At 69.9% G+C, this 24,879-nt stretch carries 22 protein-coding genes and 2 pseudogenes; 10 read left to right on the top strand and 14 right to left on the bottom strand.

What is annotated here, in order from left to right:
• Positions 1-30 precede the first annotated feature (30 nt).
• The 3 genes and pseudogenes from QEG98_RS07405 to QEG98_RS07395 form a co-directional block, all read right to left on the bottom strand.
• On the bottom strand, positions 31-1,602 hold the full coding sequence (locus QEG98_RS07405; RefSeq protein WP_316566216.1) for an FHA domain-containing protein: 1,572 nt from the start codon (positions 1,600-1,602) through the stop codon (positions 31-33).
• A gap of 6 nt (positions 1,603-1,608) precedes the next feature.
• Positions 1,609-2,537, bottom strand: a pseudogene (locus QEG98_RS07400) (helix-turn-helix transcriptional regulator).
• Positions 2,534-3,554 (bottom strand): annotated as a pseudogene (locus tag QEG98_RS07395) (helix-turn-helix transcriptional regulator). The pseudogenes QEG98_RS07400 and QEG98_RS07395 overlap by 4 nt, the downstream one beginning before the upstream one ends.
• Before the next feature lie 198 nt (positions 3,555-3,752).
• Between QEG98_RS07395 and QEG98_RS07390 the strand changes: the two are divergent.
• The gene (locus QEG98_RS07390) at positions 3,753-4,337 is read left to right on the top strand and encodes a hypothetical protein (RefSeq protein ID WP_090484625.1); all 585 of its coding nucleotides are present in this window, start codon (positions 3,753-3,755) and stop codon (positions 4,335-4,337) included.
• Positions 4,338-4,353: 16 nt separating this feature from the next.
• Here the strand turns inward: QEG98_RS07390 and proB are convergent, their stop codons facing one another.
• Positions 4,354-5,487, bottom strand: coding sequence for a glutamate 5-kinase (proB, locus tag QEG98_RS07385; RefSeq protein WP_316566215.1), 1,134 nt, complete (start codon positions 5,485-5,487; stop codon positions 4,354-4,356).
• 122 nt (positions 5,488-5,609) lie between these two features.
• Between proB and hflX the strand changes: the two genes are divergently transcribed.
• Together hflX and QEG98_RS07375 are read left to right on the top strand one after the other, a co-directional pair.
• Positions 5,610-7,262, top strand: a complete 1,653-nt coding sequence (gene hflX / locus QEG98_RS07380; protein ID WP_194858388.1) for a GTPase HflX — start codon at positions 5,610-5,612, stop codon at positions 7,260-7,262.
• Between the two features lie 47 nt (positions 7,263-7,309).
• A complete protein-coding gene (locus QEG98_RS07375; RefSeq protein ID WP_011551472.1) occupies positions 7,310-7,735 on the top strand; it encodes a hypothetical protein in 426 nt (141 codons plus the stop codon).
• 7 nt (positions 7,736-7,742) lie between these two features.
• Here the strand turns inward: QEG98_RS07375 and QEG98_RS07370 are convergent, their stop codons facing one another.
• Together QEG98_RS07370 and QEG98_RS07365 are read right to left on the bottom strand one after the other, a co-directional pair.
• The gene (locus QEG98_RS07370) at positions 7,743-8,750 is read right to left on the bottom strand and encodes an NAD(P)H-dependent glycerol-3-phosphate dehydrogenase (RefSeq protein ID WP_141590345.1); all 1,008 of its coding nucleotides are present in this window, start codon (positions 8,748-8,750) and stop codon (positions 7,743-7,745) included.
• Between the two features lie 11 nt (positions 8,751-8,761).
• Positions 8,762-9,289, bottom strand: a complete 528-nt coding sequence (locus QEG98_RS07365; protein WP_316566214.1) for a hypothetical protein — start codon at positions 9,287-9,289, stop codon at positions 8,762-8,764.
• Between the two features lie 30 nt (positions 9,290-9,319).
• Between QEG98_RS07365 and QEG98_RS07360 the strand changes: the two genes are divergently transcribed.
• Entirely contained in the window at positions 9,320-9,550 is a 231-nt protein-coding gene (locus QEG98_RS07360; protein WP_316566213.1) for a hypothetical protein, read from the top strand.
• A 569-nt stretch (positions 9,551-10,119) separates the two neighbouring features.
• Positions 10,120-10,653 carry a hypothetical protein gene (locus tag QEG98_RS07355; RefSeq protein WP_316566212.1) on the top strand — a complete coding sequence of 178 codons (534 nt, stop codon included), beginning with the start codon at positions 10,120-10,122 and terminating at the stop codon, positions 10,651-10,653.
• Positions 10,654-10,677: 24 nt separating this feature from the next.
• Here QEG98_RS07355 and QEG98_RS07350 read toward each other — a convergent pair whose 3' ends face one another.
• Positions 10,678-12,687 carry a c-type cytochrome gene (locus QEG98_RS07350; protein ID WP_090484638.1) on the bottom strand — a complete coding sequence of 670 codons (2,010 nt, stop codon included), beginning with the start codon at positions 12,685-12,687 and terminating at the stop codon, positions 10,678-10,680.
• Positions 12,688-12,936: 249 nt separating this feature from the next.
• Between QEG98_RS07350 and QEG98_RS07345 the strand changes: the two genes are divergently transcribed.
• Both QEG98_RS07345 and QEG98_RS07340 read left to right on the top strand, forming a co-directional pair.
• On the top strand, positions 12,937-14,466 hold the full coding sequence (locus QEG98_RS07345; RefSeq protein WP_316566211.1) for a sensor histidine kinase: 1,530 nt from the start codon (positions 12,937-12,939) through the stop codon (positions 14,464-14,466).
• A complete protein-coding gene (locus tag QEG98_RS07340) occupies positions 14,463-15,161 on the top strand; it encodes a response regulator transcription factor (protein ID WP_316566210.1) in 699 nt (232 codons plus the stop codon). The genes QEG98_RS07345 and QEG98_RS07340 overlap by 4 nt, the downstream gene beginning before the upstream one ends.
• A gap of 7 nt (positions 15,162-15,168) precedes the next feature.
• Here QEG98_RS07340 and QEG98_RS07335 read toward each other — a convergent pair whose 3' ends face one another.
• Entirely contained in the window at positions 15,169-15,867 is a 699-nt protein-coding gene (locus QEG98_RS07335; RefSeq protein ID WP_186817798.1) for a class I SAM-dependent methyltransferase, read from the bottom strand.
• A 152-nt stretch (positions 15,868-16,019) separates the two neighbouring features.
• Here QEG98_RS07335 and QEG98_RS07330 point away from each other — a divergent pair, with 152 nt between their 5' ends.
• Complete coding sequence (locus tag QEG98_RS07330) at positions 16,020-17,717, top strand: hypothetical protein (protein WP_316566209.1); 1,698 nt, start codon at positions 16,020-16,022, stop codon at positions 17,715-17,717.
• A 78-nt stretch (positions 17,718-17,795) separates the two neighbouring features.
• Here the strand turns inward: QEG98_RS07330 and QEG98_RS07325 are convergent, their stop codons facing one another.
• The 4 genes from QEG98_RS07325 to QEG98_RS07310 form a co-directional block, all read right to left on the bottom strand.
• Positions 17,796-18,380, bottom strand: coding sequence for a hypothetical protein (locus tag QEG98_RS07325; protein WP_316566208.1), 585 nt, complete (start codon positions 18,378-18,380; stop codon positions 17,796-17,798).
• Positions 18,381-18,511: 131 nt separating this feature from the next.
• Complete coding sequence (locus QEG98_RS07320) at positions 18,512-19,303, bottom strand: hypothetical protein (RefSeq protein WP_316566207.1); 792 nt, start codon at positions 19,301-19,303, stop codon at positions 18,512-18,514.
• Between the two features lie 207 nt (positions 19,304-19,510).
• Positions 19,511-19,672, bottom strand: a complete 162-nt coding sequence (locus tag QEG98_RS07315; RefSeq protein WP_316566206.1) for a hypothetical protein — start codon at positions 19,670-19,672, stop codon at positions 19,511-19,513.
• 35 nt (positions 19,673-19,707) lie between these two features.
• Positions 19,708-20,289, bottom strand: coding sequence for a hypothetical protein (locus QEG98_RS07310; protein ID WP_316566205.1), 582 nt, complete (start codon positions 20,287-20,289; stop codon positions 19,708-19,710).
• 299 nt (positions 20,290-20,588) lie between these two features.
• Between QEG98_RS07310 and QEG98_RS07305 the strand changes: the two genes are divergently transcribed.
• Positions 20,589-21,953 carry a sigma 54-interacting transcriptional regulator gene (locus tag QEG98_RS07305; RefSeq protein ID WP_090484653.1) on the top strand — a complete coding sequence of 455 codons (1,365 nt, stop codon included), beginning with the start codon at positions 20,589-20,591 and terminating at the stop codon, positions 21,951-21,953.
• Between the two features lie 139 nt (positions 21,954-22,092).
• Positions 22,093-22,737: a DUF3332 domain-containing protein gene (locus QEG98_RS07300; protein WP_140788322.1), complete on the top strand. Its 645-nt coding sequence runs from the start codon at positions 22,093-22,095 to the stop codon at positions 22,735-22,737.
• A 106-nt stretch (positions 22,738-22,843) separates the two neighbouring features.
• Here QEG98_RS07300 and QEG98_RS07295 read toward each other — a convergent pair whose 3' ends face one another.
• Positions 22,844-23,419 carry a hypothetical protein gene (locus tag QEG98_RS07295; protein ID WP_316566204.1) on the bottom strand — a complete coding sequence of 192 codons (576 nt, stop codon included), beginning with the start codon at positions 23,417-23,419 and terminating at the stop codon, positions 22,844-22,846.
• Positions 23,416-24,762, bottom strand: a complete 1,347-nt coding sequence (locus QEG98_RS07290) for a hypothetical protein (RefSeq protein ID WP_316566203.1) — start codon at positions 24,760-24,762, stop codon at positions 23,416-23,418. The genes QEG98_RS07295 and QEG98_RS07290 overlap by 4 nt, the downstream gene beginning before the upstream one ends.
• Positions 24,763-24,879 lie beyond the last annotated feature (117 nt).

Here is a 24,879-nt window from a genome sequence, read left to right as displayed (position 1 = left end):
TTCACGGACACCGGAAAGCCGTGGCGCGGCCTAGAGGCCGTACTCCGCGCGCTTGGCGTCCGCGCGAGTGGCGCACGGCTGGTCGAACTCCGGGAAGTACTCCTTCACGTGGTCCAGGGTGGCGGAGGCGCTCTTGTAGTTGCCCTGGTTGTAGTAGCCCTCCACCTCCAGCAGCAGCTTGGAGCAGGTGCGGTCCAGCTCCTGCTGCGCCGCCTTCATGCGCTCCTGGGCGTCGTAGTAGAGGTCGGGCTTCGGCTCCGGGTGGGCCTCCAGCATCAGCCACGACACGCGGAAGGACTTCCACGCCTCGTAGCGGTTGCGAGCGCCGATGTCCGGCGTCTGGAAGTGCTTCAAGCCCCGCTTGTGGTACTCGGTGGCCTCGCGCACCAGCTCCTCCGGCAGCAGGTCCGGCAGCAGCGCGCGCTCCACCCAGATGTTCCAGATGACCCACGGGTCTTCACCCGGCGGATTCTTCACGTTGTCGAAGATGATGCGGTTGGGCTCGCCCTTCTTCAGGTGCTGGGCCGGAATCATCAGTTCGATGGAGCGGTCCTGGCTGGCCAGCGTGTCGGGCGGCACCTTGCCCACGTCCACGCCGTTGACGCTCACCACGACCTCGTCCTTGGAGATGCCCTGGGCCTGGTAGTGGAGGATGACCACCGCGCGCGTGGCGGCGGTGTACTCCCACTCGAAGACCTTCATGTCCGGGCGCTCCCACGTCACGCCCGGCCCCAGGCCAAACGAGTCGCGGATGGGCTGGCCGGTCAACATCGAGGGCTCCTCGCCCACCGGCTGACCGTCGTCGCCGCTCAGCACCAGCCAGTAGAGGACGCCGAACAGCGCGAGCACCATGGCCACGCCGCCACCGATGATGCCGGTGCGCACGCCCTGGCTGGCGTCCGCCCAGAAGAGCTTCGCGCTGGACACCACGCCGGGGGACTCACGCCGGATGCGCGCGCGCTCCGCTGCGGACAGGCCACCGCCGCCCGACGCGGACGGCGCCGGACGGGCCCGGGCCGGCGGAGGCGAACTGGACGGCCGCTTCGCGGGCGGTGCCGCTGGCGCCGAGCGCTCCATGGCCGCCGGCCGTGAGCCGCTCTGCCCCTGGGACACGGGGCGCAGGGCCTGCAGGTTGGAGCGGGTGGCGCCCTCGCGGATTTCGTTCAGCTCTTCCTGGTCGGCACCTTCCGGGGCCAACGCGACACCCTTGTTGCGCTGCCGCTTCAGGGAATCCAGGGAAACGATGCGCGTGCTGCCATCGCCTTCCTGAGCGCCGGCGGGAAGCTCTTCTTCGCCCGTGGCCGGCTCGTCCGTCAGCATGGCGAAGATGAACGTCACCGGCCCCAGGGTCAGCTTGTCGCCGTCCTCAAGCACCTGCGTCTTCACCGGACTGCCGTTGACGAGCGACCCGTTGGCGCTGCCCTGGTCCTCGACGGCGTAGACATCACCGTCGAGGAAGATGCGGCAGTGGCGCCGGGACACACCCGGGTCGAACAGCGCGACGTCGCAATCCGTCGAACGGCCGATGAGAACGGAGTCCTGGTCGAAGACGAACTCCTTACCGGCTTCTCTACCCTCGGAGATCGTCAGCTGGAAAGGCATGGGGGGTTACAATCCTACAGAGGCCCGCGCCGCTCGGGCAACGGCCGCGCGCGCGGAGGCCGGTTCCATGACCTGAGCCTCGCCACCGAAGGACAGGACCCACTGGGTGAGCCAGCGTTCGCTGTCCCCCGCCACCAGCACCTCCACGCCCCCGTCGGAAAGCGGGCGGGCGTCCTGGCCGAAGCGCTCCTTCACATAGGGTGCGGCCACGGGGAGAAGCGCACGCGCACCGAGGAGTCCGTCAGCCCCCGCGCCGGGTTGGGCACGTCCGCCCGGGCGTCCGCGGGCGGCTGGAAGGACACGTCCGTGACGAGGATGTCCTCCATCCGGTCCAGGCGGAACAGGCGCGCGTCCTGCCGGGTGTGGCAATAGCCCTGCAGATACCACTGCCCCCGGTGGCTGAGCAGCTCGTAGGGGCGCACGGTGCGCGGCTCTGGCGACCGGCCGGGGCTGGCATAGCCGAACGTCACCTCCAGGCGCTCGATGATGGCCCGGGTGAGCGGCCCCAGGGCCTGGGGTGCCTCGGTGGACGCATCAATCTTCCGGTACATCTCCCGGTAGCGCTCGCGGGTGGCGGGCGGCAGCACGCGCTCCAGCTTCTGGAGGGCGCTCTGCAACGCGTCCCCCGTGGCCGGCCGCAGCAGCTCCGCCGACGCGGCCAGCGCCGCGGCCTCGCCCGGCGTCAACCGGGGCGGCGCGAAGAGGCGCTGGTCCAGGTCCACGTAGACGCGGTCGTTGTCCACGTAGATGTCGATGTAGTCGTCCGGGTTGAAGGGCGGCCGGCCCACGCAGGTGAGCAGGTCCAGCTCCTCCAGCAGGTCCTCGCGGCTGATGTTGAGGGCGCGCGCGAGCGCGTCCACCGTGACGCCGGGGTGCTTGGAGACGTAGGGAACCAGGAACAGCAGGCGGCGGAGCCGCTCGTGGACGTTGCTCATGCGCTCACCTTGTCCAGCGAATCGTCGTGGCACGACACGATGCGCGAGGCCATCTCCCGCAGACGCGCCTGCGCCCGCTCCGGGCCCTCCACGCGGCAGTCCGGCCCCAGCGCCGGCAGAAGCGCATCAGGCCGTCCACGAACGTGACCGGCAGCCGCGCCCGCACCGCCCCTCCTCCGCCGGCTCCAGCGTGGCGCCGGGCAACAGGCCCGCGGCCCGCGAGGCGAGCGTGCCCGACAGGTGGAGCGCCACCTCCACCTGCTCATGGAAGCGGTGCTGCCACGGGAAGTACGCCACGTGGGCCTCCAGCGAGAAGTCCGCCGGCACCTGGAAGTCCGGTGTGCGCGGGCGCGCCGTGTTCACCTTGAGTTCGCGAATCCGGTGGACGTGGAAGGTCCGCAAGTCCTTGCGCAGGTGGCAGTAGCCCACCAGCGTCCAGGCGCCGCGGCGCAGCGCCAGGCCATACGGGTCCACCCGCCGCTGCGTGGTGCCCGCCTGCTTGGGGCTGGCATACGTCAGGTCCACCCACTTGCGGGCCGCGCACGCATCCCAGAGCTGCTCCAGGCGCGCGGAAATCTCCTTCTCCTGCCCCTCATGCACGGAGCCCAGCTCCATGCGCACCCGGGGTGTGGGGAGGGATTGACCGGCGAAGAAGCCAATCTTCCGCAGCGCGTGCGCCAGGTCATCCCGGCCCGGGAAGGCCCCCGACGCCAGCGCCGCGGAGCCGGCGGCGTAGAGCACGGCCAGCTCCTCCTTGGAGAGGTCCGCCTCCGGGAGGTAGTAGGCGTCCCGGTCGACGATGTAGCCGTCCCGGCGCTCGTCGTCTCCCTGCACGTACGTCAGCGGAAAGCCCAGCTCCACCAGCTCCGCCTTGTCGCGCTCGAACTTGCGCTCGGCGGCATCATCGGAGCCGCCGTAGTCACCAGGGAAGTGCTCGCGCAGCTCGGCCCAGGAGATGGGCTCGCGTGCGTCGAGCAGAAGGGCCACGAGGTCGAGGATGCGTTCAGTGCGGTCCATTGGAGAGGGCGGCGACGATGCCGGGCGGACCCGAGAGGGTCAAGAAGTGGACGTGTGGGTGGGAAACAGGTGAGAGGGCCGCTCGCGTCCGGCGAGATAGCCGGACGCGCCTGAACAAACAAGCAGGTAATCACCTGTACGCATGGTTGTACTCATTGCGGCTGGCAAGGACTTGGGCGGGGGGCTCGCACTGCGGGCATGATCTGGGTTATTGCTGCTCCATTCCGTGGAAGTGGAAGCGACGTGGACGGGCCTGCCTGTCCGGATGCCGCACGGCCGAAGCGGCGAGCGGAGCCTCCGAAGGGACTCACGATGAGCGGCATCACCCTCGTCCGTAATGTGGTGGCCGGGTTGGCGATGTTCGTGGGCTTCACGAGCATGGCCGCGCCTGCGCCCGTGCGCGCGGAGCCCCTCTACTTCGCCGTCGAGGTCCGTCGTGACGGGCGGCTGGTGGCCCAGCCCAAGCTGTTGGGCGAGACGGGCCGAACCCTTCGCGCCGAGCGCCGCCGTCCGGGAGCGCCCCTGCCGGACTACCGGCTGGTCCTCACGCCCAAGGCCGAAGGCCAGTCCTTCCTCCTCCAGCTCGACCTGCTCCTGCCCGAGGCGAAGGGCCACTCCGAGCTGGCGCTGCTCCACGGCCAGGAGCGCAAGCTCCAGCTTGGCCGCGTCCCCGGAGAGCTCGAGGTCTCCCTGCTGCTGATGAAGGTGGACTCGCCGGAGTTCCGCGCGCTCATGCAACTGGGCGAAAGCGGCGGCAAGTCGGTGTCCACCTCGTCCATCTGACCAGCGCCCTGCCCGGCTACAGCACGGCCAGGTCGTCGCGGTGCACGGCCTCGTCGAGGTAGCGGTAGCCCAGCACCGCTTCGATGTCCGCCGTGCGATGTCCGGCGATGCGTCGCAGCTCGTTGGCGTCGTAGGCCGCCAGCCCCCGCGCGAACACGGCCCCCTCCGCGTCCACCAGGTCCACCGGGTCTCCGCGCCCGAAGTCCCCCTCCACGCCGCGCACGCCGCTGGGCAGCAGGCTGCGCTTGCCGGTGACAATGGCCTCGCGCGCGCCGGCATCCACCGTGAGCGTCCCACGTGCGCGCAGGGCATGGGCAATCCACGCGGCGCGGGCACTGCGGCGGCTGCCGGTGGGCTCGAAGTGGGTCCCCACGTCCGCGCCTTCCAGGACGGCGCGCAGGCGGCCGGGCACGGCGCCGGACGTAATCACGCAGTGGATGCCGGAATCGGACGCGCGCGCGGCCGCCCGCACCTTGGTGCTCATGCCGCCCGTCCCCACCCCGCTGCTCGTGCCGGTGGCGAGCGCCAGGACCTCGGGCGTCACCTGCATCACCGTGGCCAGCAGCTCCGCGCCCGCGTCGCGCCGGGGGTCTCCGGTGTAGAGGCCCTCCACATCCGACAGCAGGACGAGCGCATCGGCATCCACCACGCCGGCCACCAGCCCCGCCAGCGTGTCGTTGTCACCGAACTTGAGCTCGTCCACGGAGACGGTGTCATTCTCGTTGATGACGGGGACGACGCCCGCCGTCAGCAACCGCTCCAGGGTGTGCTTCACGTTGAGGTAGCGGCGGCGCTCCTGCACGTCCTCGTGGGTGAGCAGCACCTGGGCCACTGCCTTCCCATGCGCGGCGAAGGCCTCTTCGTAGGCCTGCATCAGCCGGCTCTGCCCCACCGCCGCGCACGCCTGCTTGCCCGGGATGTCGCGAGGGCGCGAGGGCAGGCCCAGCCGCTCGACCCCCAGGGCAATGGCCCCGCTGGACACCACCAGCAGCTCGCGGCCCTGCGCGGCCCACAACAAATCCTGGCCCAGCGCATCGAAGTGCTGACGGTTGAAACGTCCGGTGGCGTTCGTCAGCGCGTTGGTGCCGATTTTCACCACCACCCGCCGGGCGGAGCGGAGGGCGGTGCGTCCCGTGGAAATCGAACTCACGGGGCGTCAGCGTAGGTCAGAAATGGAAGACGCGCGCGTCCGGCGTGTTTTCCCCACAGCGGCAGTCATAAAGTCGTACGAAAAAGGTGGGGGCCCCAATGCCTCCGCCAGGAGAGCACGGTTTGAAGGAAATCTACGGCAACACCCTGGGCCTCAAGTCGAGCGAACAGCACCGGTTGCGCAACACCTTCCGCCGGCGCGTCCCACCGCACGAAATCGTGTCGCCCGAGCTTGCCCGGCATCTCACCGAGCTGTCGCGTGAGCTGAACCGGCAGGTGGGTGTGCTCATCAACCGGAAGGGAGAAATCGAGCACGTCATCGTGGGCAACGCCCACAAGCTCGAGCTGCCGGACATCGGCCGCGCCCGCGCGGGCCAGGTGCGTCTGCGTGGCCTCCGCCTGATCCACACCCACTTGAAGAGCGAGCCGCTCACCAAGGACGACCTCACGGACCTCGCGCTGCTGCGCCTGGACTGCGTGGCGGCCGTTGGCGTGGGCCACGAGGGCCTGCCCGGCGTCCTGCACTACGCCTACCTCATCCCGGAGAACGGCTCCGGCGACTTCTGGCACGTCGAGACGCTGCCCTCCGTCCACGTGGCGCAGCCGGACCTCATGGACACGCTGGGCGCGCTGGAGGAGGAGTTCAACCGCAAGGCGGCGTCGCGCAAGGTGGGCGGCCGGGAGAAGGCCATCCTCGTGGCGGTGTGCCTGGACGGCAACCGCGCCCTGGCCGAGTCCAGCCTCGCGGAGCTGAAGGAGCTGGCGCGCACCGCGGGCGTGGAGGTCATCGACTCCGTGCTCCAGGTGAAGCGCGAGGCGGACCCGCGCTACCTCATCGGCCGCGGCAAGCTGGAGGATCTCAACCTGCGCTCCATGCAGTCCATGGTGGACCTGCTCATCTTCGACAAGGACCTCACCCCGTCCCAGGGCCGCCACATCGGCGAGGCCACCAGCCTCAAGGTGCTGGACCGCTCACAGCTCATCCTCGACATCTTCGCGCAGCGCGCGCAGAGCGCCGAGGGCAAGCTCCAGGTGGAGCTGGCACAGCTGAAGTACCGGCTGCCGCGGCTGGTGCAGAGCGACGACTCGCTCAGCCGGCTCATGGGCGGCATTGGCGGACGTGGCCCAGGCGAGACGAAGCTGGAGATCGACCGCCGCCGCGTGCGCGAGCGAATCACCCACCTGGAGAAGCGCATCGACGCGATTGGCCGGGAGCGCAGCGTGCGCCGCGCCCAGCGCAACCGGCGCGAGCTGCCCGTCATCTCCATTGTCGGCTACACCAACGCCGGCAAGTCCACGCTCCTCAACGCGATTACGAACGCCGAGGTGCTGGCGGAGAACAAGCTGTTCGCCACGCTGGACCCCACCAGCCGGCGGCTGCGCTTCCCGCAGGAGCGGGAGGTCATCATCACCGACACGGTGGGCTTCATCCGGGACCTGCCCAAGGACCTGGTCGCCGCCTTCCGCGCCACGCTGGAGGAGCTGTACGACGCCAGCCTGCTGCTCCACGTCGTGGACGCGGCGGACCCCGCCCGCGACGAGCAGGTGGAGGCGGTGGAGAACATCCTCGAGTCGCTCGACTTGATGGAGAAGCCGCGCCTCATGGTGTGGAACAAGGCGGACCTGCTTCCGCCAGACGAAGTGGCGGCGCTGCTGCGCACCCGGGGCGGCGTGGCCATCAGCGCCGCGACGCGCGAGGGCCTGGCGACGCTGCTGGCCAAGGCGGACACCACGCTGTTCGCCGAAGGCGCCACCGAGGCCATCGGCGCCGTCTGAGGCCGCGGTTGCCGCGCAGGCACGGCTCCCCGTAGAGTCGGGGAGCCGTGTCGACTCCATCGCTCACACCCCTGCTGCTGGCCCAGGCTGACTACGCGAAGCCTGTGTCCTCCCTGTCTCCGAAGTACTTTGAGCTGCTGGAGCAGAACAGCCACATCATCTACCCCGTCCTGGCGATCCTGACGCTGGTCATCATCGCCGCGGGCGTCCTCCAGGCGTGGCGCACGCAGGACCTGGACGGCCTCCAGAAGAACGAGTTCAAGCGCGCCATCGTCAACGAGCTGCGCCGCAACATCAGCGGCATGCCCGGTGACTTGCTGGCGAAGTCCGTGGGGCTGGACCGGCTCAAGACGAACCGCCTGCTGGAACAGATGCAGCAGGAGGGCCTGGTGGTGAGCCACACCAACTCCCAGCGGCTCACCGTGTGGCGCGTCCGCGGCGCCACGCCGGACGCCGCGCCGCGCCGCTACTGAAGGCCGCTCAGACGCCCGCCAGCTCCGACTTCGGCTGGCGCGTCATCAGGTCCACCACCGCCGTGCGCGCGCTCTTGCCCTCGTGGGCAATCAGGTACACCTGGTGGCAGATGGGCAGCTCCACGCCCGTCTTGAGCTCCAGTTCGTGCGCGCTGCGGGCCGTCTTCACGCCTTCGGCCACTTCCTTCATGTCCGCGAGGATGTCCGGCAGCTTGCGGCCCTTGCCCAGCTCCATCCCCACGTGCCGGTTGCGGCTCAGCTCGCCGGTGCACGTCAGCACCAGGTCCCCCATGCCGGACAGACCGGAGAGCGTCAGCGGGTTGGCGCCCTTGCGCACCGCCAGGCGCGTAATCTCCGCCAGGCCGCGGGTGATGATGGCCGCGCGCGCGTTGTGGCCCATGCCCAGGCCGTCCGCCATGCCGGCGGCAATCGCGATGACGTTCTTCAGCGCGCCGCCGTACTGCACGCCCACCACGTCCGTGGAGGTGTAGCTGCGGAACGTCTCCGTCTGGAGCGCCTTCTGGCAGCGCAGCGCCACCTTGTCCCAGTGGGAGGCGATGGTCACCACCGTGGGCATGCGCCGCGCCAGCTCCTTGGCGAAGCTGGGGCCGGACAGCACCGCGAGGTACGGGTGGAACTCCTCCGGCAGGCAGTCCTCCAGCAGCTCCGTCATCGTCAGCAGCGTCCCGTTCTCGATGCCCTTCGACACCGTGACGATGGGGACATGGCGCGGCAGGTACGCCTGGGCCTTCGCCACCACCTCGCGCGTGGCGTGGCTGGGCGTGGCCAGCACCACCAACTCCGAGCCCGCGAGCGCCTCCTGGAGGTCATTCGTGGCGCGCACGCGCTCCGAGATGGGGATGCCCTTCAGGTAGGTGGGGTTCTCGTGCTGCGTGTTGATGGCCTCCACGACGGAGGACTCACGACCCCACAGACGAACCTCCTCGCAATTGACCGCGAGCACGTTCGCCAGGGCGGTACCGAAGGAGCCGGAGCCGATGACACTGCCACGCATGAAAGACCTCGCTAGAAACCAGTCACGACGCCAAAGGTGATGACGGGCATGAAGTCCGTCTCGTCAGGCCGGGTCCGGATGTCCCCGCCAATCGTCAGAGCGTAGGACGTTTTCTCACTCACGGGGATTTCCGCGCCCAGCCGCACCGGAAAGGCGCCGGACAGCTCGACGTCAGGGGGCAGGCCGCCCAGCGGCACCCCTTGAATGGGCTCGGTGTCCAGCGCCATCAGGTAGCGGACGTCCAGGAACAGTCGCGGCGAGCGGGCGCCCGGGAACTGGAGGTTGCCGACGATGCCGGGCAGCACGTTCCAGTTGCGGCGCCCGCTGTAGTAGCGCGCGCCCCGGTCCTCCACGCTCGCGGGCCGCAGGAAGAAGGCGTGGCTGCCCTCCACCGCCACGCCCACGCTCCACCGGGGCCCGCCGTCGAGCACCATCCACCGCGCGCCCACGCGCAACTCGTTCATCAACCCGTAGGCGCTGTCCACGCCGGCCAACACGTCCACGCGGCGATGGACGCCCACGGCGACTCGCGCGGACACGATGGGAAAGCCCAGGGCCGGCCCACGGCCATGCCCCCTGCCCCCACCGTCTGGGCGCCGAGCAGGCTCACGCGATTGGGGACGGGCGGCGGCCTGACGGGGGCCGGCGGCGTCCGGGGCGCGGGGATGGCGGCCTCGTCGACGGGCACCAGCGGCGGAACCTCGGGCAGCTGGGGCAGCGTGGCCGCCTCCTCTGCCTCGGGGACAGCGGTGGCGCCCGGGAAGGACTCCCAGGCCGCGTCGTCCGGAGCTTCGTTGTGAGCAGGCGCGGGGACCGGCCGGGTTCCGCCCAGGAGGTGTCCGGCGCCGGGTTGCGCGGAGGCGCCCCAGGAGACTCCGCTGGCGCAGAAGCCGCCGCGGGCGCGGTTCCCGAGGACACACGTGCCGGTGCCCCGCCCCCAGACGCAGGCGGTCCTGGCTGGGACGGCGCGGATGCTTTCGACGAGCCCGCCGATGGGACACGCGCCTTCGAAGCCTCGGCGCCCGACACCCTCGACTGCGACGGCACGACAGCCGGGGGAGCGCCCTCCGCCGGACGAGCCTGGACGTCTCCCACCAGGGCAAACACGAGCAAGGGCAAGGAGGGGGCGGAGCGCATGGTGGGAAGCCTCAGCTTAGTCCGACGGGCGTATAAGGCACGAGGCAAGCCCGCTCGCTCGGAGGCCAAGCGGGGCCGGCGTCCGGAAGCGGTCAGCGACATGCGGGAAACGTCGCCGCGCGAGGCATCCTCCGGTCTACCATCCGCGCCGCTTCGGCAGGCGCACACGGGAGTCACACGGGATGAGGGCTGGAGGGCGCGCGGCATTGTTCATGGCACTGGCACTGGCGGCATGCCGGAGCCGACCTTCCGACACACCCGCGGTGGACGCGGGCACCCCAGCGCCCCCGCCGAGCGCGCGGCGCTCCCCGACTGCGAGGTGCTGCTGTCCGCGGACGACCGCGAGCTGATGCTCCCCGGCTTCACCATGAAGCAGGAGCGCGCCTGCCCGACATGTGGCCCGCTGTGCAGCTTCCGCTCGGACGCGGAGCCCGGCCTCGCCGTCTCCATCACCTGGGACTGCAACGCCCGCTACGCCCAGTCGGACATCCACGAGTTGATGGCCCCGACGCTCCAGGCCGGCGGCGTGGAAGTGCCCGCGCTCGGCCGTGCCGCGGTGCGGCGCGCGCCCGCCCAGGGCATGTCCCAGGTGCTGGCCTGGGATGACGACACGGACTGCGCGGTCGTCGTCACCTGGCTGGGCGGTGAGACGGAGCGGGCCGTGGAGGTGGCGCGCTCGGCGCTCATCGCCACCAGGCCCGCCGTGCTCGACGCGGGGACACCCGGTGCCCCCAAAGAAGACGCGGGGGACTCCGGCGAGCCCTGAGGCCCACCGGACAGATTCCGTCCCCTACAGCGTGAGCAGGTACTCCACCAGGTCGTCGACCTCTGCGTCGGTGAGCTGCGCCGTCACGCCGTGCTGGTTCGACTCGCGGCCCTGCATCAGCCGGTCCTTCAGCGACACGGCGCTCCCGTCATGCAGGTACGGCGCGGTGCGGGCCAGCCCCAACAGCGACGGCGTGTTGAGCCCCTGCTTGCGCACCACCGGGTCATCCTGGAGCGGCCCCGAGGTGACGAAGGTGCCCACGTCGGCCTGCGTGTTGAGGGTGAAGTGCTCCCCTCCGTGGCAGGTGTCACACGCGGCCTTGCGGAACACGGCCTCGCCGCGTGTCTGCGCGTCGGTGAGGACGTCGGCCCTGTGCGGGTTGTCCGGCGCGGGCAACACGTCGATGAAGTCGGACAACTGCGCCACCATGACGCCGTCCAACACCGTCCCACCCATGCGGTGGCGCACCGTCGCGTCGAGGAAGTCGCGCATGGTGGAGAACTCGCCGCTCCAGTGGAACGGCCCCGTCTTCGTCATGCTCCGGCCCGCGAGGCTGGGCGTCTGACGAGGCCCGTCCGGGAAGCCCCAGACGTGGCCGTCCTCGCGGCCATCGGGATGGCAGCTCGCGCACGACGCGCCCACCGAGGTACTGGCCATGCGCGAGTCCAGCGCGCTGAAGAACAGCTTGCGGCCCGCCACCTCGTTGGGCCCCAGCACGTCCCCGGCGATGGGCAGCGGCGCGCCGTCCGTGCGGATGTTGGCGGTGCCACCCGCGCCGTCGCTCACCAGCGTCGTCACCGTGTGGTCGAACGCGTTGTAGACGTAGGCCTTGCGCCCATCCCGCGTCATCGCGATGCCGGTGGGGCCGGAGCCCACGCGCACCAACTGGCGCACCGTGCTGCCCAGGCCCGACCTCAGGTCCGAGCCCGAACGGCGTCCCGTGGGGATGATGGCGACATTGTCCGTCTCCCGGTTCACCACGAAGGCCCACAGGCCCGTCGGGTCCACCACCGCCGCCACCGGCCCCTGGATGGGGTGCGTCGACTCCGGGCTGATGATGGTGGAGGGCGGGAAGTCCGGTGACAGGTCCGGCGGCGGACGGCACCGGTCCAGGTCATCCACCCGGGGCGAGCCCGTGTCCGTGTCGAAGGTGACCAGCCCCGGCGCCACCACGCCGCCCGTGTTGCAGGGCCCACCACCGCCGTAGAGCGAGCCCCCGCTCGGCGGAGTGGGCGTCCCGTCTGGAGACAGCGGGTCCTCCCGCGCCCACATCACCGTCGCCAGCGCGCGCTCTCCATCCGGCGTCACCGCGACGCTCGACATGCTGCGCGGCTGGAAGCGGATGTCCGCGGCCGGGGGCAGCGGCGTCAGCCCGTCTGGGGACGCGGCCACGTGGTCCCGGACATTGGCGCGCGCGTACAGGTCCGTCTGCTCACGCACCACGCGGGGCCGGTCCGCGTCCGTCAGGTCCACGGAGACCAGGTCGCCCTGGCGGAAGCGGGTGATGAGCGCGCGCTTGCCGCCCTGCGCCAACGCGATGCCTCGGGGCTCATCCCCCACCGGCAATTCCCAGCGCACCGACAGCGAGCGCGTGTCCACCGCCATCAACGAGCCGTGGCTCGACGTCGCCAGCGCGGCGCTGTTCACCACGTACAGCGTGTCTCCGGCGGGCGACACCGACAGGCCCACGGGCTCCACGCCCACCGCGATGCGGGCCGCCTCGTTCCAGTCCCCCCGGCGGATGACGGACACGCTGCGCGAGCCGCGGTTGGAGACGTAGACGGTGTCGTCCGGCCCCACCGCCACGCGCTCGGGAAGGAGGCCCACCTTCACCTCGCCCACCTTTTCACGACGCGCCGTGTCCACCACGGCGAGGACGCCGTTGTCCGAGTCCACCACGTAGAGAAAGGCGTCATCCCGGCTGAGCGCCACCGAGCCCGACGCCTGGGTCCAGGTCGCCTGGGCATCGCGGTCTTCGCACGCCGGAAGCGCGAGCATCGAGGCCAGCACCGTGGCCAGGACCGTCCGTCTCATGGAGGGGTTCCCTTCCTCGCGGCGGCCCGTCCCACCCACCAGCCACCGGGCGGCCGCGTCCTGAGCGGGGAAGAAGGCGGCCGGCCCACGTCGCACGCCTGCCCCGCGGCCGCCCATGCTTGCACCAGAACACCCCCGAAGTCGATGATGTCCGCACACACTCCGGGTGAGTGGTGGACACTCCCTGTCGCGGGCGCGGATGAAACGCCACGAGCGTGTAGCGCCGGGTAGGGGTAAAGGAGAGGGGCCGTGACCCGCACTCCGCCCCGATTCCTCAACTTCCGGCGCACGTTCGCGCTGCTCATCGTCCTGGTGGTGGTGCCATCCGCCGGCCTGTCCGGCTTCGGGGTGGTGGCCATCATCAACGAGCGCGCGGCCGTGGAGAAACGGCTGGAGGCCGCCTGGCGCGGCACGCTGGAGTCGCTGTCGGAGGAACTGCCGGGCATCCTCGCCTCGGCGAGCCTGGAGCCGGTGAATGGCCAACTCCAGTTCATCCTCCCCGACGGGCAGCCCGTGTCGGAGCCGGACGGCGCCTTCCAGTTGGAGGACGGACAGGTCCGCACCCGGGACCCCCAGCTGGCGGAGGCGCTCACCACCGTGGTGCCCGAGGCGGGCGGACTGCCCACCGAGCCCACCGTCTTCTCGCTCACCGCGGGCGGGCGCGCGGTGCTGGTGGCCGCCGAGCGACGCGGCAGCGTGGTGCACGGCGTGCGGCTGTCGGTGCAGCAGCTGGAGGCCCTGCTGGCCGAGCGCGTGGACCCCCGGGCCGTGTCCAGCGAACCGGTGCGCTTCGCCCTGCTGCCCGTGCCCCGGGAGCCCTCCGATGGCGGGCTGATGGGACGGCTGGTGTCCGAGGTGGCGCAGGCGCGCGCCAGCGCCCTGGGGCCCACAGGGCTCGCTGAGCGCGTGCTGTCTTCGCCCCTCCAGGACTTCCGGCTGGTGGTGCTGCCCACCGGCGAGGACCCGGTGGCGCGCGCGTCCACGCGCAACCGCGTGCTGTACGGCGTGCTGCTGGGCGTGTTCTACCTGACGCTCACCTTCGGCGTCGTCTACACCGGCCGCGCGCTCTACCGAGAGGCGCAGCTGTCGCGGATGAAGACGGACTTCGTGTCGCTGGTGAGCCACGAGCTGCGCACCCCCCTCACGTCCATCCGCATGTTCATCGAGACCCTGGCCCTGGGGCGGCTGAAGGACCCGGCGCAGATGCAGGAGGTGCTCACCCTGCTGATGCGCGAAACGGAACGCCTGTCCATCTTCGTCGAGCGCGTGCTGGACTGGGCGCGCATCGAAGGCGGGCGCAAGGTGTACCAGCGCGAAATCGTGCCGGTGTCGGAGCTCGTGAACGCGGCGGTGGAGGCCTTCCGCACCCAGCGCATGGAGGACGGCGTGGACCTGACGGTGGAGGTGTCAGACGGCTTGCCCGCGCTGGACGTGGACCGGGCCGCGGTGGCCGGCGCGCTGCTCAATCTGCTGCAGAATGCCTACAAGTACAGTGGGCCGGACAACCGCCGCATCACCCTCCAGGTCCGGGGCAGCGGCAAGGGCGTGGACCTGACGGTGGAGGACAACGGCGTGGGCATCGCTCCGCAGGAGCGCAATCGCATCTTCGAGCGCTTCTATCGCGTGGACAACCTGCTGACGCGCAGGACGGAAGGCAGCGGGCTGGGGCTGGCCATTACCCGCCGCATCATCGAAACCCACGGAGGCCGCATCTCCGTGCAGAGCGAGCCAGGCAAGGGAAGCCGGTTCACCATCCACCTGCCGGCGGGGAAGGCATGAGCGACAAGACGCGGAGCATCCTGGTCGTGGAGGACGACCTGTCCATCCTCACGGGCCTGTCCATGAACCTGCGCTTCGAGGGCTACGAGGTGCTCCAGGCCCAGGATGGCCGCACCGGGCTGGCGCGCGCGCTGGACGAGTCGCCGGACCTGGTGGTGCTGGACGTCATGCTGCCGGAGCTCAATGGCTTCGAGGTCCTCAAGGAGCTGCGTCAGCGCGGCCGGGACACGCCCGTCGTCGTGCTCTCCGCCAAGGGCATGGAGACGGACAAGATTGTCGGCCTCAACCTGGGCGCGGACGACTACGTGGTGAAGCCGTTCGGCCTCCAGGAGCTGCTGGCCCGAATCAAAGCCGTGCTGCGCCGGCGCTATCCGTCCGCGGGGGCGGGCTCGCCGCCGCCGGTGACCTTCGGCGACGTGAGCGTGGACATGGCCGCCCGCACGGTGGCACGCGCGAGGACGCCGGTGGAGCTCACCGCGCAGGAGTTCAAGCTGCTGGCGCACTTCCTCACGCACCCGGGACGCACCTTCACCCGCGAGGAGCTGCTGTCGGGCGCGTGGGGCTACCACTACGAAGGCAGCGCCCGCACCGTGGACAACTTCATGCGCCAGCTGCGCCTGAAGTTCGAGCCTGACCCGGAAGCCCCCCGCCACTTCCTCACCGTGCGCGGACTGGGCTACCGCTTCGAGCGCTGACGGGCGCTCACGGTCCGGCGATGCCGATGTGGCGCGAGTCCTCCAGGTCGAAGGGCTTGCCGTCGAAGCGGCCGTAGCGCTCGCGCGGCACCAGCCCCGCCGCGGTGAGCGCCGCGTCCAGCTCCTCCGGCGTGAAATGCCGCAGCTTGAGGCGGCGGATGGGGCTGGGCCTACCGGGCGCACGCCGCTCGCGCAGGTGGAGGGTGAAGAGCGGGCGGCGAGGCTCCAGGCCGGCGCTGGGCGCCTCGTCGTCTCGGGGGAGCACGGGCTCGCGGGGCGTGTTGAGCACGTCGTAGACGAAGGAGCCATCCGGCGTGAGGTGGTGACGCACCGTGGCCAGCAACGCCTCCAGGTCGTCCTTTCCCGGCATCAGCCCCAATGCGTGCTGGGGCGCGAGCACCAGTGGGAAGCGCTCGTCCAGGCGCAGCGAGCGGAGGTCCGCCACCTGGAAGCGCGCCCTGCGTGAGACGTCCTCGGGTTCCGAGTGTCGCCGTTCCTCGGCGGAGCGAATCATCACCCCCGAGGGGTCCACGCCCACGGCGTCATAGCCATCCCCCGCCAGCGCCCACACCACCCGGCCATTGGCGGCTCCCAACACCAGCACGGGCCCGCCATGCTCGGCCGCCTGGCGTGTGTAGAACAGGAGGTCCGGCTCCTGAGCGACAAGAGAAAGTGGCATCCGGCCCCGCGCGTCATGACCACGCATTTGAGGAAGGAAGTAGCACGAATCCGGCCTCGCCCGGGACAGGCACGTACGCACGCTGGGAAGCGGATTACCCACATCGTGTCCGGCGCCCGACGGACACACCCCGCTTCAAGGCTGCTCGTGCTGGCACCGTCCTTGCGAATGAACGGGGATTGAACACGACGACCCACTTCGGGCCGGTCGGCTTTTCAGCGGGGAACGGTGACGAGATGAAGCGCGGATGGGGATGGGCGGGCGCGCTCTTCGTGGCGGGTTGGGTGTGGACGGGCTGTGGCTCGGGGGGTGACACGACGGGCACCGAGGGCTTGGACATCCCGCCCTCGGAATTCCCCCAAGCCCCGGAAGGTGATGCAGGCACGCCGGACGCGGGCACGCTGGACTCGGGGACACCAGACGAGCCCGACGCGGGAGAACCGGATTCGGGCACGCCGGATGACGACGGTGGCACGCCGGATTCGGGGACGCCGGACGACGACGGTGGCACGCCGGACGGGGGCCCCGTGGAAGTGCCCCTGCCCACGCCTTCCGCGGCGAACTGGGAGTTCTTCGGCCGCGAGGCGGGCGGCCCCCGCTTCGTCCACGGCGTGAGCGCGGACGCATCCGGTAACATCTGGGTGGCGGGCGGCGAAGAAGGGCTCTTCCTGATGAAGAAGGGTGAGCGCACCTTCCGGCGTTACACGATGGCGGAGGGCCTGCGCCCGTACGGCTACATGCCGGACGGCAGCGCGCCGCCGGGACCGAAGTACCTCAAGGTCATCTCGGTCGCCGGCGCTTGGAACGACACCGTCTTCGTCGGCTACGAGGGCATGCCGGGCGACGGCGCGCTCCACTGCGAGAACAACTGGGACAGCAACGTGCCGGACCCCGCGCGCTACAAGAGCGGTGACGCCGACCGTGTCTCCCTGCGCGCGGACGGCACGCTCGACGTCGTGCACTACGACATCTTCTCGGGACCGAACGTCGTCGACGCCGAGCTGCGAGGCCGCGAGAAGCTCTGCAACATCTGGCGCATCGCCTATGACGCGAAAACCAACAGCGTCTGGTTTGGCGCCAACCACGGCTTCGCCCGCGGTGATGCGGACTACCGGGGCGACCCGACGTGCAACGGGCAGTTCCACTGCTGGGGCGTGGAGGAGCACTCGCACCCGGGCATCAACGCGTACATCTACACGAACCCCACGGCGGACCGGGCCCAGTACGGAGAGGACCGGAGCCGGTGGAGGGTTCAGCCCGCGCTGCTCACGGATGCGTACTGGGGCCTGGGCGTGCGTCCGGACGGCGACGTCTGGGTCGGCGGCGCCAACCGGACGACGCGCTACTTCTACGGCACCGTCGCGAACGATTTCTGGGAGGGCCAGACGCGTACGGAGTCCCGGGCCTACGCATGGAACCGCATCGACATCTGGAAGGACGCGGTGGGCGAGGAGAACTACTCCCGTCCGGAGCAGCGCACGGATGACCTGGTCTCCGGCATCGCCGTCGTGGGCACCTCCGCTTGGGTGGGCTCCTTCGGCCACGGCCTCGCGGAGCTGAACGACAGCGGCCAGGTGGTGCGCACGCTGAAGAACGAGCTGGCCGCGCCGCACGTGGCCAGCGTGGCGGCGGACCCGGCCAACGGCAGCATCTGGGCCGGTCACAGCTGGGGCGGCGGCCTCTCCCGTGTCCGGGGCGGCTCCGTCTCCCACTACGGCCTCTCCGTGCTCGGGCGTGAGCTGTCCAGCATGCGCGTGCCGGACATCCAGGTGGACCGCTCCGGCCCGCGGCGCCGCATGTTGGTGGCCTTCCAGGGCGCCACGCTGAGCGATGGCACCGTGATGCCGGGCACCATCGGCATCTACTCCGGGGATTGAGCGGTCCTTCAAACGGAACGTGGACGGCGGCCGGGCTTCTTCACGGGAGTCCGGTCGTCGCCTGTTCTTGACTCGTGGCTACTTGTACCAGGGGTACGTCAGATTGGAGGGGAGCAGGAAGGCCCAGCCCGCGTCGATGACCACGGGCCCCTTGCCGGGCTTGCCATAGACTTCCACCGGAACCTTCGTGACACCCTCGTCGTAGGGGTAGGCCATCGGCATGTCCCCGGTACGCAGACGCACGTCCCGCAGCGCCACGCGATGTTCCTTCACGTTGTACAGCGTGGCCACGAAGCGAACGCGCTCGTCGTCGTCGCTCGGCACTTCCTCGCGAAGCACGGTCATCAGCATCGGGGTCCGCTCATCCGCATTCACGCTTCGAATGAGCTTCCGCGTGTAGCGCGACCCACGCCAGAGGACCAGCAAGCCCGAGATGAGCAGGATGGCGCCCCAGGCGAAGAACGAAACGAGCTCCGTCAGCTCGTCCCGTCCGGCGTCCATCAGCTGGTGTCGTTGGGACCACCCATAGAGCATCAACACCGCCCCCACGAGGGCCATCACGACGCCTATCCGGCGGGTCGACGACAGGTCCTGTCGCAACAAGGCAAGCAGCGCGTCACGGTTCAACTGCGCGGTCCTCGTCAGGGAGCTCGCGTTCGGCATCGTGCCAGGCCTCCGGAATCAATGCCCAGCGTCCTAAGCCAGTCAGCCTGCCGGCGATAGCGCGCGATGAGCGTTTCGGGGGCTTTCCGGGCCGGGAAAGACGGAGCGCCACCCGCGCGCCACCCACGCCGTCAGTCGGCCACGGCCCACAGCCCCACGGTGCCATCCCCCTGCCCCCACGCCACGAAGCGCCCGTCGGGGGAGAAGACAGCATCACTCGTCTGGAGGTCGTCGCCGTCGCTGGCACGGAAGAGGACCTCTCCCGTGTCGAAGTGGTGGAGGGCGAAGCCCCGACCGTCGTGAGCGGCGGCGAGCAGTTGCCCCTCCGGGTGGAAGGCCAGGCTGTAGGCGTAGCCATAGAAGCCCGGAATCGTCCGGACGAGGCGGCGCTCCTCCGCGTGGATGACGGCGACGTTCTCCGTGAGGCCCCCCACGACGAGCAGGGGCTCCCAGGGATGGAACGCGACACTCCAGGCCGTCGACGAATTGAAGGGCATCGTCCACGGCGGCCCTCCCGACGCCACCTCCCACAGCCAGAGGACGCCCCGCTGGTCATCGGTCCACTGCGTGGCGGTCGCCGCGGCGAAGCGGCCATCCGCCGAGAGGGCGCACGCGGTGACGGAGAACTCCCCCTCCGGCCACGGCAGCTCTCGAACCGGACGCCAGGCGCGGACATCCCAGAGAAGGCCCGCTTCCTCATCCATCACCGCGAGCAGATGGGAGCCGTCCCTGGACGCACAGAGCGTGGTGACCGCATGGGGCAGGAACTCCTGGCGCTGGAGAGAGCCATCCCTGGCGGACAGGGCCTTGAGGCTTGGCCGCCAGAGTCCCGAGGGCGACAGCGCCGGAGCGCCGATACAGAGCACCAGTTCCCCCACCGCCACGGCGGGAGCGCCCAGGAGCGGCAACTCAGTGTCCATCACGGGATGGTCCGACACCGTCCTTAAATCCCACCACCGTAGATGTGCGGGGTGACCGTCCTTTGCGACCAGCACCGCGCCTCGGGAGTCGAAGCCCAGTCGCTGGCCCGAGGAGTAGGAGACGCGCACGGGGCCGAGCTGCCGCACGCGACTCAGGCGCGCGGCGTTGGCCGGGGTGATGATGGGACGTAGGGAGGTCATTGGCCTTCTCTAGGGGCAGGTCCCCGTGCTGTGGTCGGGGATGCACTCGGGGAGGTGATAGTTCATGGAGTACTCGGTGTCCTTGTCCGAGCGAGGGGCGGGGATGGAGCCGCCGCGAAGTTCCAGGCGCACCATCGAGAACGGCGCGACCAGGGCCGCGGCGTCGTGCACGTATTGAGCTGCTGCAACGAGAGGACGGCCGCTTCCTATTGGTACCAGGGGTACGTCAGGTTGGCCGGGAGCAGGAAGCCCCACCCCGCATCGATGACGATGGGTGCTTGGCCGGGCTTGCCATACACCTGCACCGGTACTTGGGTGACACCTTCCTTGTATGGGTACTGCAGCGGTTTGTCCCCCTGGCGGAAATGCACGTTCCGGAGCACCACGCGCTGTTGCTCTGGGCTGCACAGGGTGGCGACGAACAGGAAGTGCTCGTCATCTCCCGGCACTCGCTTGCGCTCCACCGTCATCAGCAACGACGTCCGTTCATCGGACTCCACGCTTCTCACCAACCTCCGCGTGTAGCGGGGCGCCAGCCAAAAGGCGGCCAGACCGATGACAATCAAGAGACTCCCCCAGATGGGGAGCTGGGCGCTGAACGGCCATCGGAACCTTCCGGAATCGAGCGCCCGCTGGAACGATGACGCGCCGTAAAGCACCGCCAACGCCCCCAACGCCACGCCCACGCTGGCCCAGCGGAAGGAGCCCGCGAGGCGCTGTCGCAGCGCATCAATCAATTCGTCACGATTCTCCTGCACGGGATTCACCTTGGGACGCGCATCCGTCACCACAGAGGACCTCCAGGTTCACTGACCCGCGTCCTAAGCCGCTCCGCTTCGTGCCGATAGACTCCGTCGACCGCGCACCGGCCCTGCCGGGCGTGCAAATTCCGCCCGTCGCGGGCCAGCGGACTTCCATGAGCCGCCGTGCGGCGACGCCGGGCTGCCCCGGTCGCCTTCGTCACGCCCCGGGAGCCCGCCCCGCCCACCTCCGACCGGTCACCGCCTGGCCGGCTGCCGGGCGGGCATCATCCTGAGGGACAGGAAGTCACCACGAGGCGCGAAGCCGTCTAGAATCCCCGCCGGCCATGCCCGCCCTGCCCCCCGCCCCCATCCCCTCTCACACCGTCATTGGCGCACGGACTCAAGGGGAACGGCTCTCCGCCCAGCTCTTCCACCTCGTCCTGCTGGACACCGAGCGCGCCGGCACCGTCTTCCCCCTGGCCAATGAAGCCCTCCGCGTGGGCAAGGCCCCGGACAATGACGTCGTCATCGACCACCCCACCGTGAGCCGCAACCACCTGGTGGTACGTCGCCAGGGAGACCGCTTCCTCGTGCAGGACCTGGGCTCCACCAACGGCACCTTCCTCGACGGTGCCCAGGTGCGTGAGGCCTTCCTCCGCCCTGGCGCCCTGCTGGAGGTCGGCGACGTGCGCCTGCGCTTCAGTCCCCAGGTCTCCCCGGTCCAGGTCGAGCCCATCCTGGAGGACCGGCTGGGCGACCTGGTGGGCCGCAGCCTGCCCATGCGGCAGATTTTCGCGCTGCTCCAGCGCATCGCGCCCACCGACTCCACCGTGCTGCTGGTCGGTGAGACGGGCTCCGGCAAGGGCGCCGCCGCCAAGGCCACCCACAAGCTCAGCCCCCGCGCGGGCGGGCCGCTCGTCGTCTTCGACTGCGCCAGCGTGTCCGACTCCCTCATCGAGAGCGAGCTGTTCGGCCATGAGAAGGGCGCCTTCACCGGCGCGGTGAGCCAGCGCATCGGCTGCCTGGAGCGCGCCAACGGCGGCACCCTCTTCCTGGACGAAATCGACGACCTCGCCCTGGACCTCCAGCCCAAGCTGCTGCGCGCCATCGAGGACCGGGAGTTCCGCCGGCTCGGCGCCTCCACCCCCATCTCCTTCGACGCGCGCATCATCGTCGCCAGCAAGAAAGACTTGTGGGCGGAGACGCAGGCGGGCCGCTTCCGCGAGGACCTCTACTTCCGCCTCTCCGTCTTCACCGTCAGCCTGCCCTCGCTCCGGGACCGCAAGGAGGACATCCCCCTGCTGGTGGATGCCTTCGCGGGCGAAGGGCTGTGGCCCCGGCTGCCGGAGAAGATTCGCGAGCAGTTCACCGGGCACACCTGGCCGGGCAACGTGCGCGAATTGCGCAATGCCCTGGAGCGCGCCCGGCACATGGTGGACATTCCGGAGCTGGCCGGGGACACCCTGCTGCGCGAGTTCACCCGCGAGGCCCCCGCCGCCGCCGGGGACTCCCTTCCGGTGGAGTTCACCGGCCCCTTCAAGGTCTGCAAGGACGAGCTCATCCGCGCCTTCGAGCGCGAGTACCTCACCCGGCTGTTGGGCCGAGCCAAAGGCAACATCGCCCGCGCCGCCCGCGAGGCCGAGCTGGACCGGAAGCACCTGTACTCGCTGCTCCACAAGTACGGACTCGTTCAGAGCGAGACGGACTGAGGCCCCCGCAGGCGTCTGGCGCGTCGGACTGGCAAACAGCGGACGGAGTGTGGAAGGGGCTCGTGACAGCAGTGCGAGCCGTGGCATGTTCGCGGCGCACTGGGAGTCAAGCCTCCCCCCTTCTAGGAGACGTCAAAGAATGAAGCGTCCGTCCCCCTGGCTTGCCATGCTGTTCGCCGGTTTCATGTCCATGCACGCCACCGGCTGCTTCGGCCAGTTCCAGCTCACGCAGAAGATCTGGAACTTCAACAAGAACATCTCCGGCAACAAGTTCGTGCAGTGGCTGATGTTCCTCGTGCTCACCATCATCCCCGTCTACGGGCTGGGCGCGTTCATCGACGCCATCGTCATCAACAGCATCGAGTTCTGGACGGGCAGCAACCCCGTCGCCAGCGTCGATGGCGCGCCGGAGACCACCCGCATCGTCAAGCTGAGCCCCACCGACACGCTGCGCCTGTCGCGTGACGTGGAGACGGGCGTCATGCGCATGGAGCTGGCGCGCGAGGGCCAGGAGACGATGGTCCGCTACTTCGAGCCGCTCGAGGACGGCATGGTGGTCCGCGACGACGCCGGCGCCATGCTCATCCAGGCCCAGGAGGCGACGGACGGCGCGGTGGCGGTGACGGATGCCGCCGGCACCACGCTGACGGTCCACGCCCGTGACGCGCTGGCCGTGGCCCGCCGCGTGTACGAAGAGGGTGGCGCGCAGGCGCTCGCGCAGCACGCCGTGGCCCAGGCCTCCGTGTCCCAGGGCCTGGCCAGCAACACCTGCGTGGCCCAGTAGTCAGCACGTCCGCAGCTCACTGTTCGGAAATGTCGGGACATTCGCGGCACCCAAACCCCCGACATTTCCGAACAGCAGCCTGACTGACGCGCTCCGGCCCCTCCCGCTATTCGGGAGACGTGCCCGCGTCGGGAGGAGGAACGCCGCCATCGAGCAACTGGCCCGGCTCCGGGCCGAAGCTCGCGTCCTGAGCCACCACGGAGAAGGTTCCCTCCAGGTTGCGGCCAGCGCCAAAGCCATCACCCCGGCTGAAGGACATGGAGAAGTCTCCGCGCGTGGGTTCGCCCGGGTTGCCTCCAGACTCCAGCTGCAAGTCACCCTTGTTCACCGGCCCGAAGACGCGCGCGGGCTCGCCCGCGTTGAGGTGCACCACCGTGGCCCGCGCCTGTCCCGACGGCGTGGTGCCCGCGAGGTTCACCTTCGTCCCGGGACGCAGGTCCAGCCCTTCCGTGGACACGGTGAGGCGGACGACCAGGTCCACGTCCAAATCATTGTTCCGGTAGTAGCTGACCTGGAACGCCTCCGGGTTGCGCAGCACCTCCACGCGGGACACCTCCAGCGGGAAGAGCTCGGACACGCTGCCGCCCAGCGAGTTGTCCGCGAGGCCGCATGCGGCCAGCCCCGCCCCGGCCATCAGGGCCGACAAGCTCACGGCAGCGAGCGTGCGGGCCGCGCGCATCATCGCTCCACCGCGAGCTTCAGCACGCCCTTGTCCTGCGCCACCACCGGCGCCCGGTACAGGACGACGCGCTTGCCATTGGACAGGTACGCCAGCTTCGGCGACCAGCCGCCGCCCGCGTCCACCAGCGTCTCCCGCCAGTTGCCCTGGATGCGCGTGGAGATGACCAGCGCGTCGTCGTTCGGGTTGCAACTGGTGTCATTGCGACCGGACTCGGCGGCGCAGATGTAGAAGGCGATGGACGGCTCATGGTGGACCGGGTCGAAGGCCAGTGACGGATACCAGCCGCCCGTCCCGTTGTTGAACACGGGGTCCGGCATGGACCAGTCTCGCTCGGACGTGCAGGAAGTCGCGGAGGCGTCAGCGCATTCCGTGTACGTCAGCGCGTTCGAGCTCCTGTTCAAGACCGCAATGCCAAACCCCTCGACCGAGTCATGCGCCAGCGAGGCTCCGAGCTGCGTGTTGGGGACGGCCTGCACCCGCACCGGCGCCGTCCAGGTGAGCCCGTCCGCGTTGCGCCGCTGAAAGTGCACGTCCGTGCCGGTGGCCTGCGCTGCCTCTGGCGCCTTGTCGTGCACCAGTGCCGGTTGGGTCCCCGCCATCACCATGGAGATGTGGCCACCGTAGCCCAACTTGTTGTCACCGGAAGACACCGCGACGCGGCGCTGCCAGTTCGTGGGACCACCGCTGGCAATCTCCAGGTCGCTGGCCCCGAAGTCCTGGTTCTGGAACTGCCCGCTCTGCCCATCCCGGTAGGCGACGATCGCCTCGCTCCCATTGAACACAATGGCGGGGTTGAGGCCGACGAGGTAGCCCACGTCCGTCGTGGGGTTGACGGGCTGCGCCTCATTCGATTGCCGCACGACGATGCGCTCCGTCCACGCGCCGGAGGCGCTGCGATAGGACACCGCCAGGTCGCTCTGGAACCAGAACGAGGAAGGATCTTCCCGGTCGCCGCCCAGGTACGTCACCACCGGCTGGCCGTCCGGTCCGAAGGCCACGGACACACCGTACACACGCTGCACGGTGGCGATGCGCTCGGCCGCGCCGAGCTGCCCGCCGTCGAACTCGCGGTACATCAGGTCCATGTTCTCCACGTTCTCCCGCATCGTCCCGTTGCGGACGAAGTACGCCATGCCGATGCGGTCCTGCGGACCCACGGCCATCGCGATGGAGGAGATGGGGTCGAACTGGCCCTCGCTCGAATCCACCACGAACTTCGCGAAGGGCGAGGTGTCGATCGGACCGCCGTCGGGGTTACCGCCCGCGTCAGGGGGCGTCGGGTTGCTGTCCTTGCCACACCCCAGCGCGAGCACCAGGCCCAGAGCCCAGGCATGCCGTTTCATGTGCCACTCCTCGTGTGTTGTCGGCCCTGCACGTCGTGGCGGCATCCTACGCCAGCGCCGCGCGGCGGGGAGCCACCGCGCATGTTTCATGAAGCCAGCGCGAAGCGCCTGCGTGCG

It is taken from the genome of Myxococcus sp. MxC21-1 (assembly GCF_032612255.1).
Taxonomy (GTDB): domain Bacteria; phylum Myxococcota; class Myxococcia; order Myxococcales; family Myxococcaceae; genus Myxococcus; species Myxococcus virescens.
Note: the sequence above shows the minus strand (reverse complement) of the source record. Positions and strands in the feature narration are given on the sequence as shown.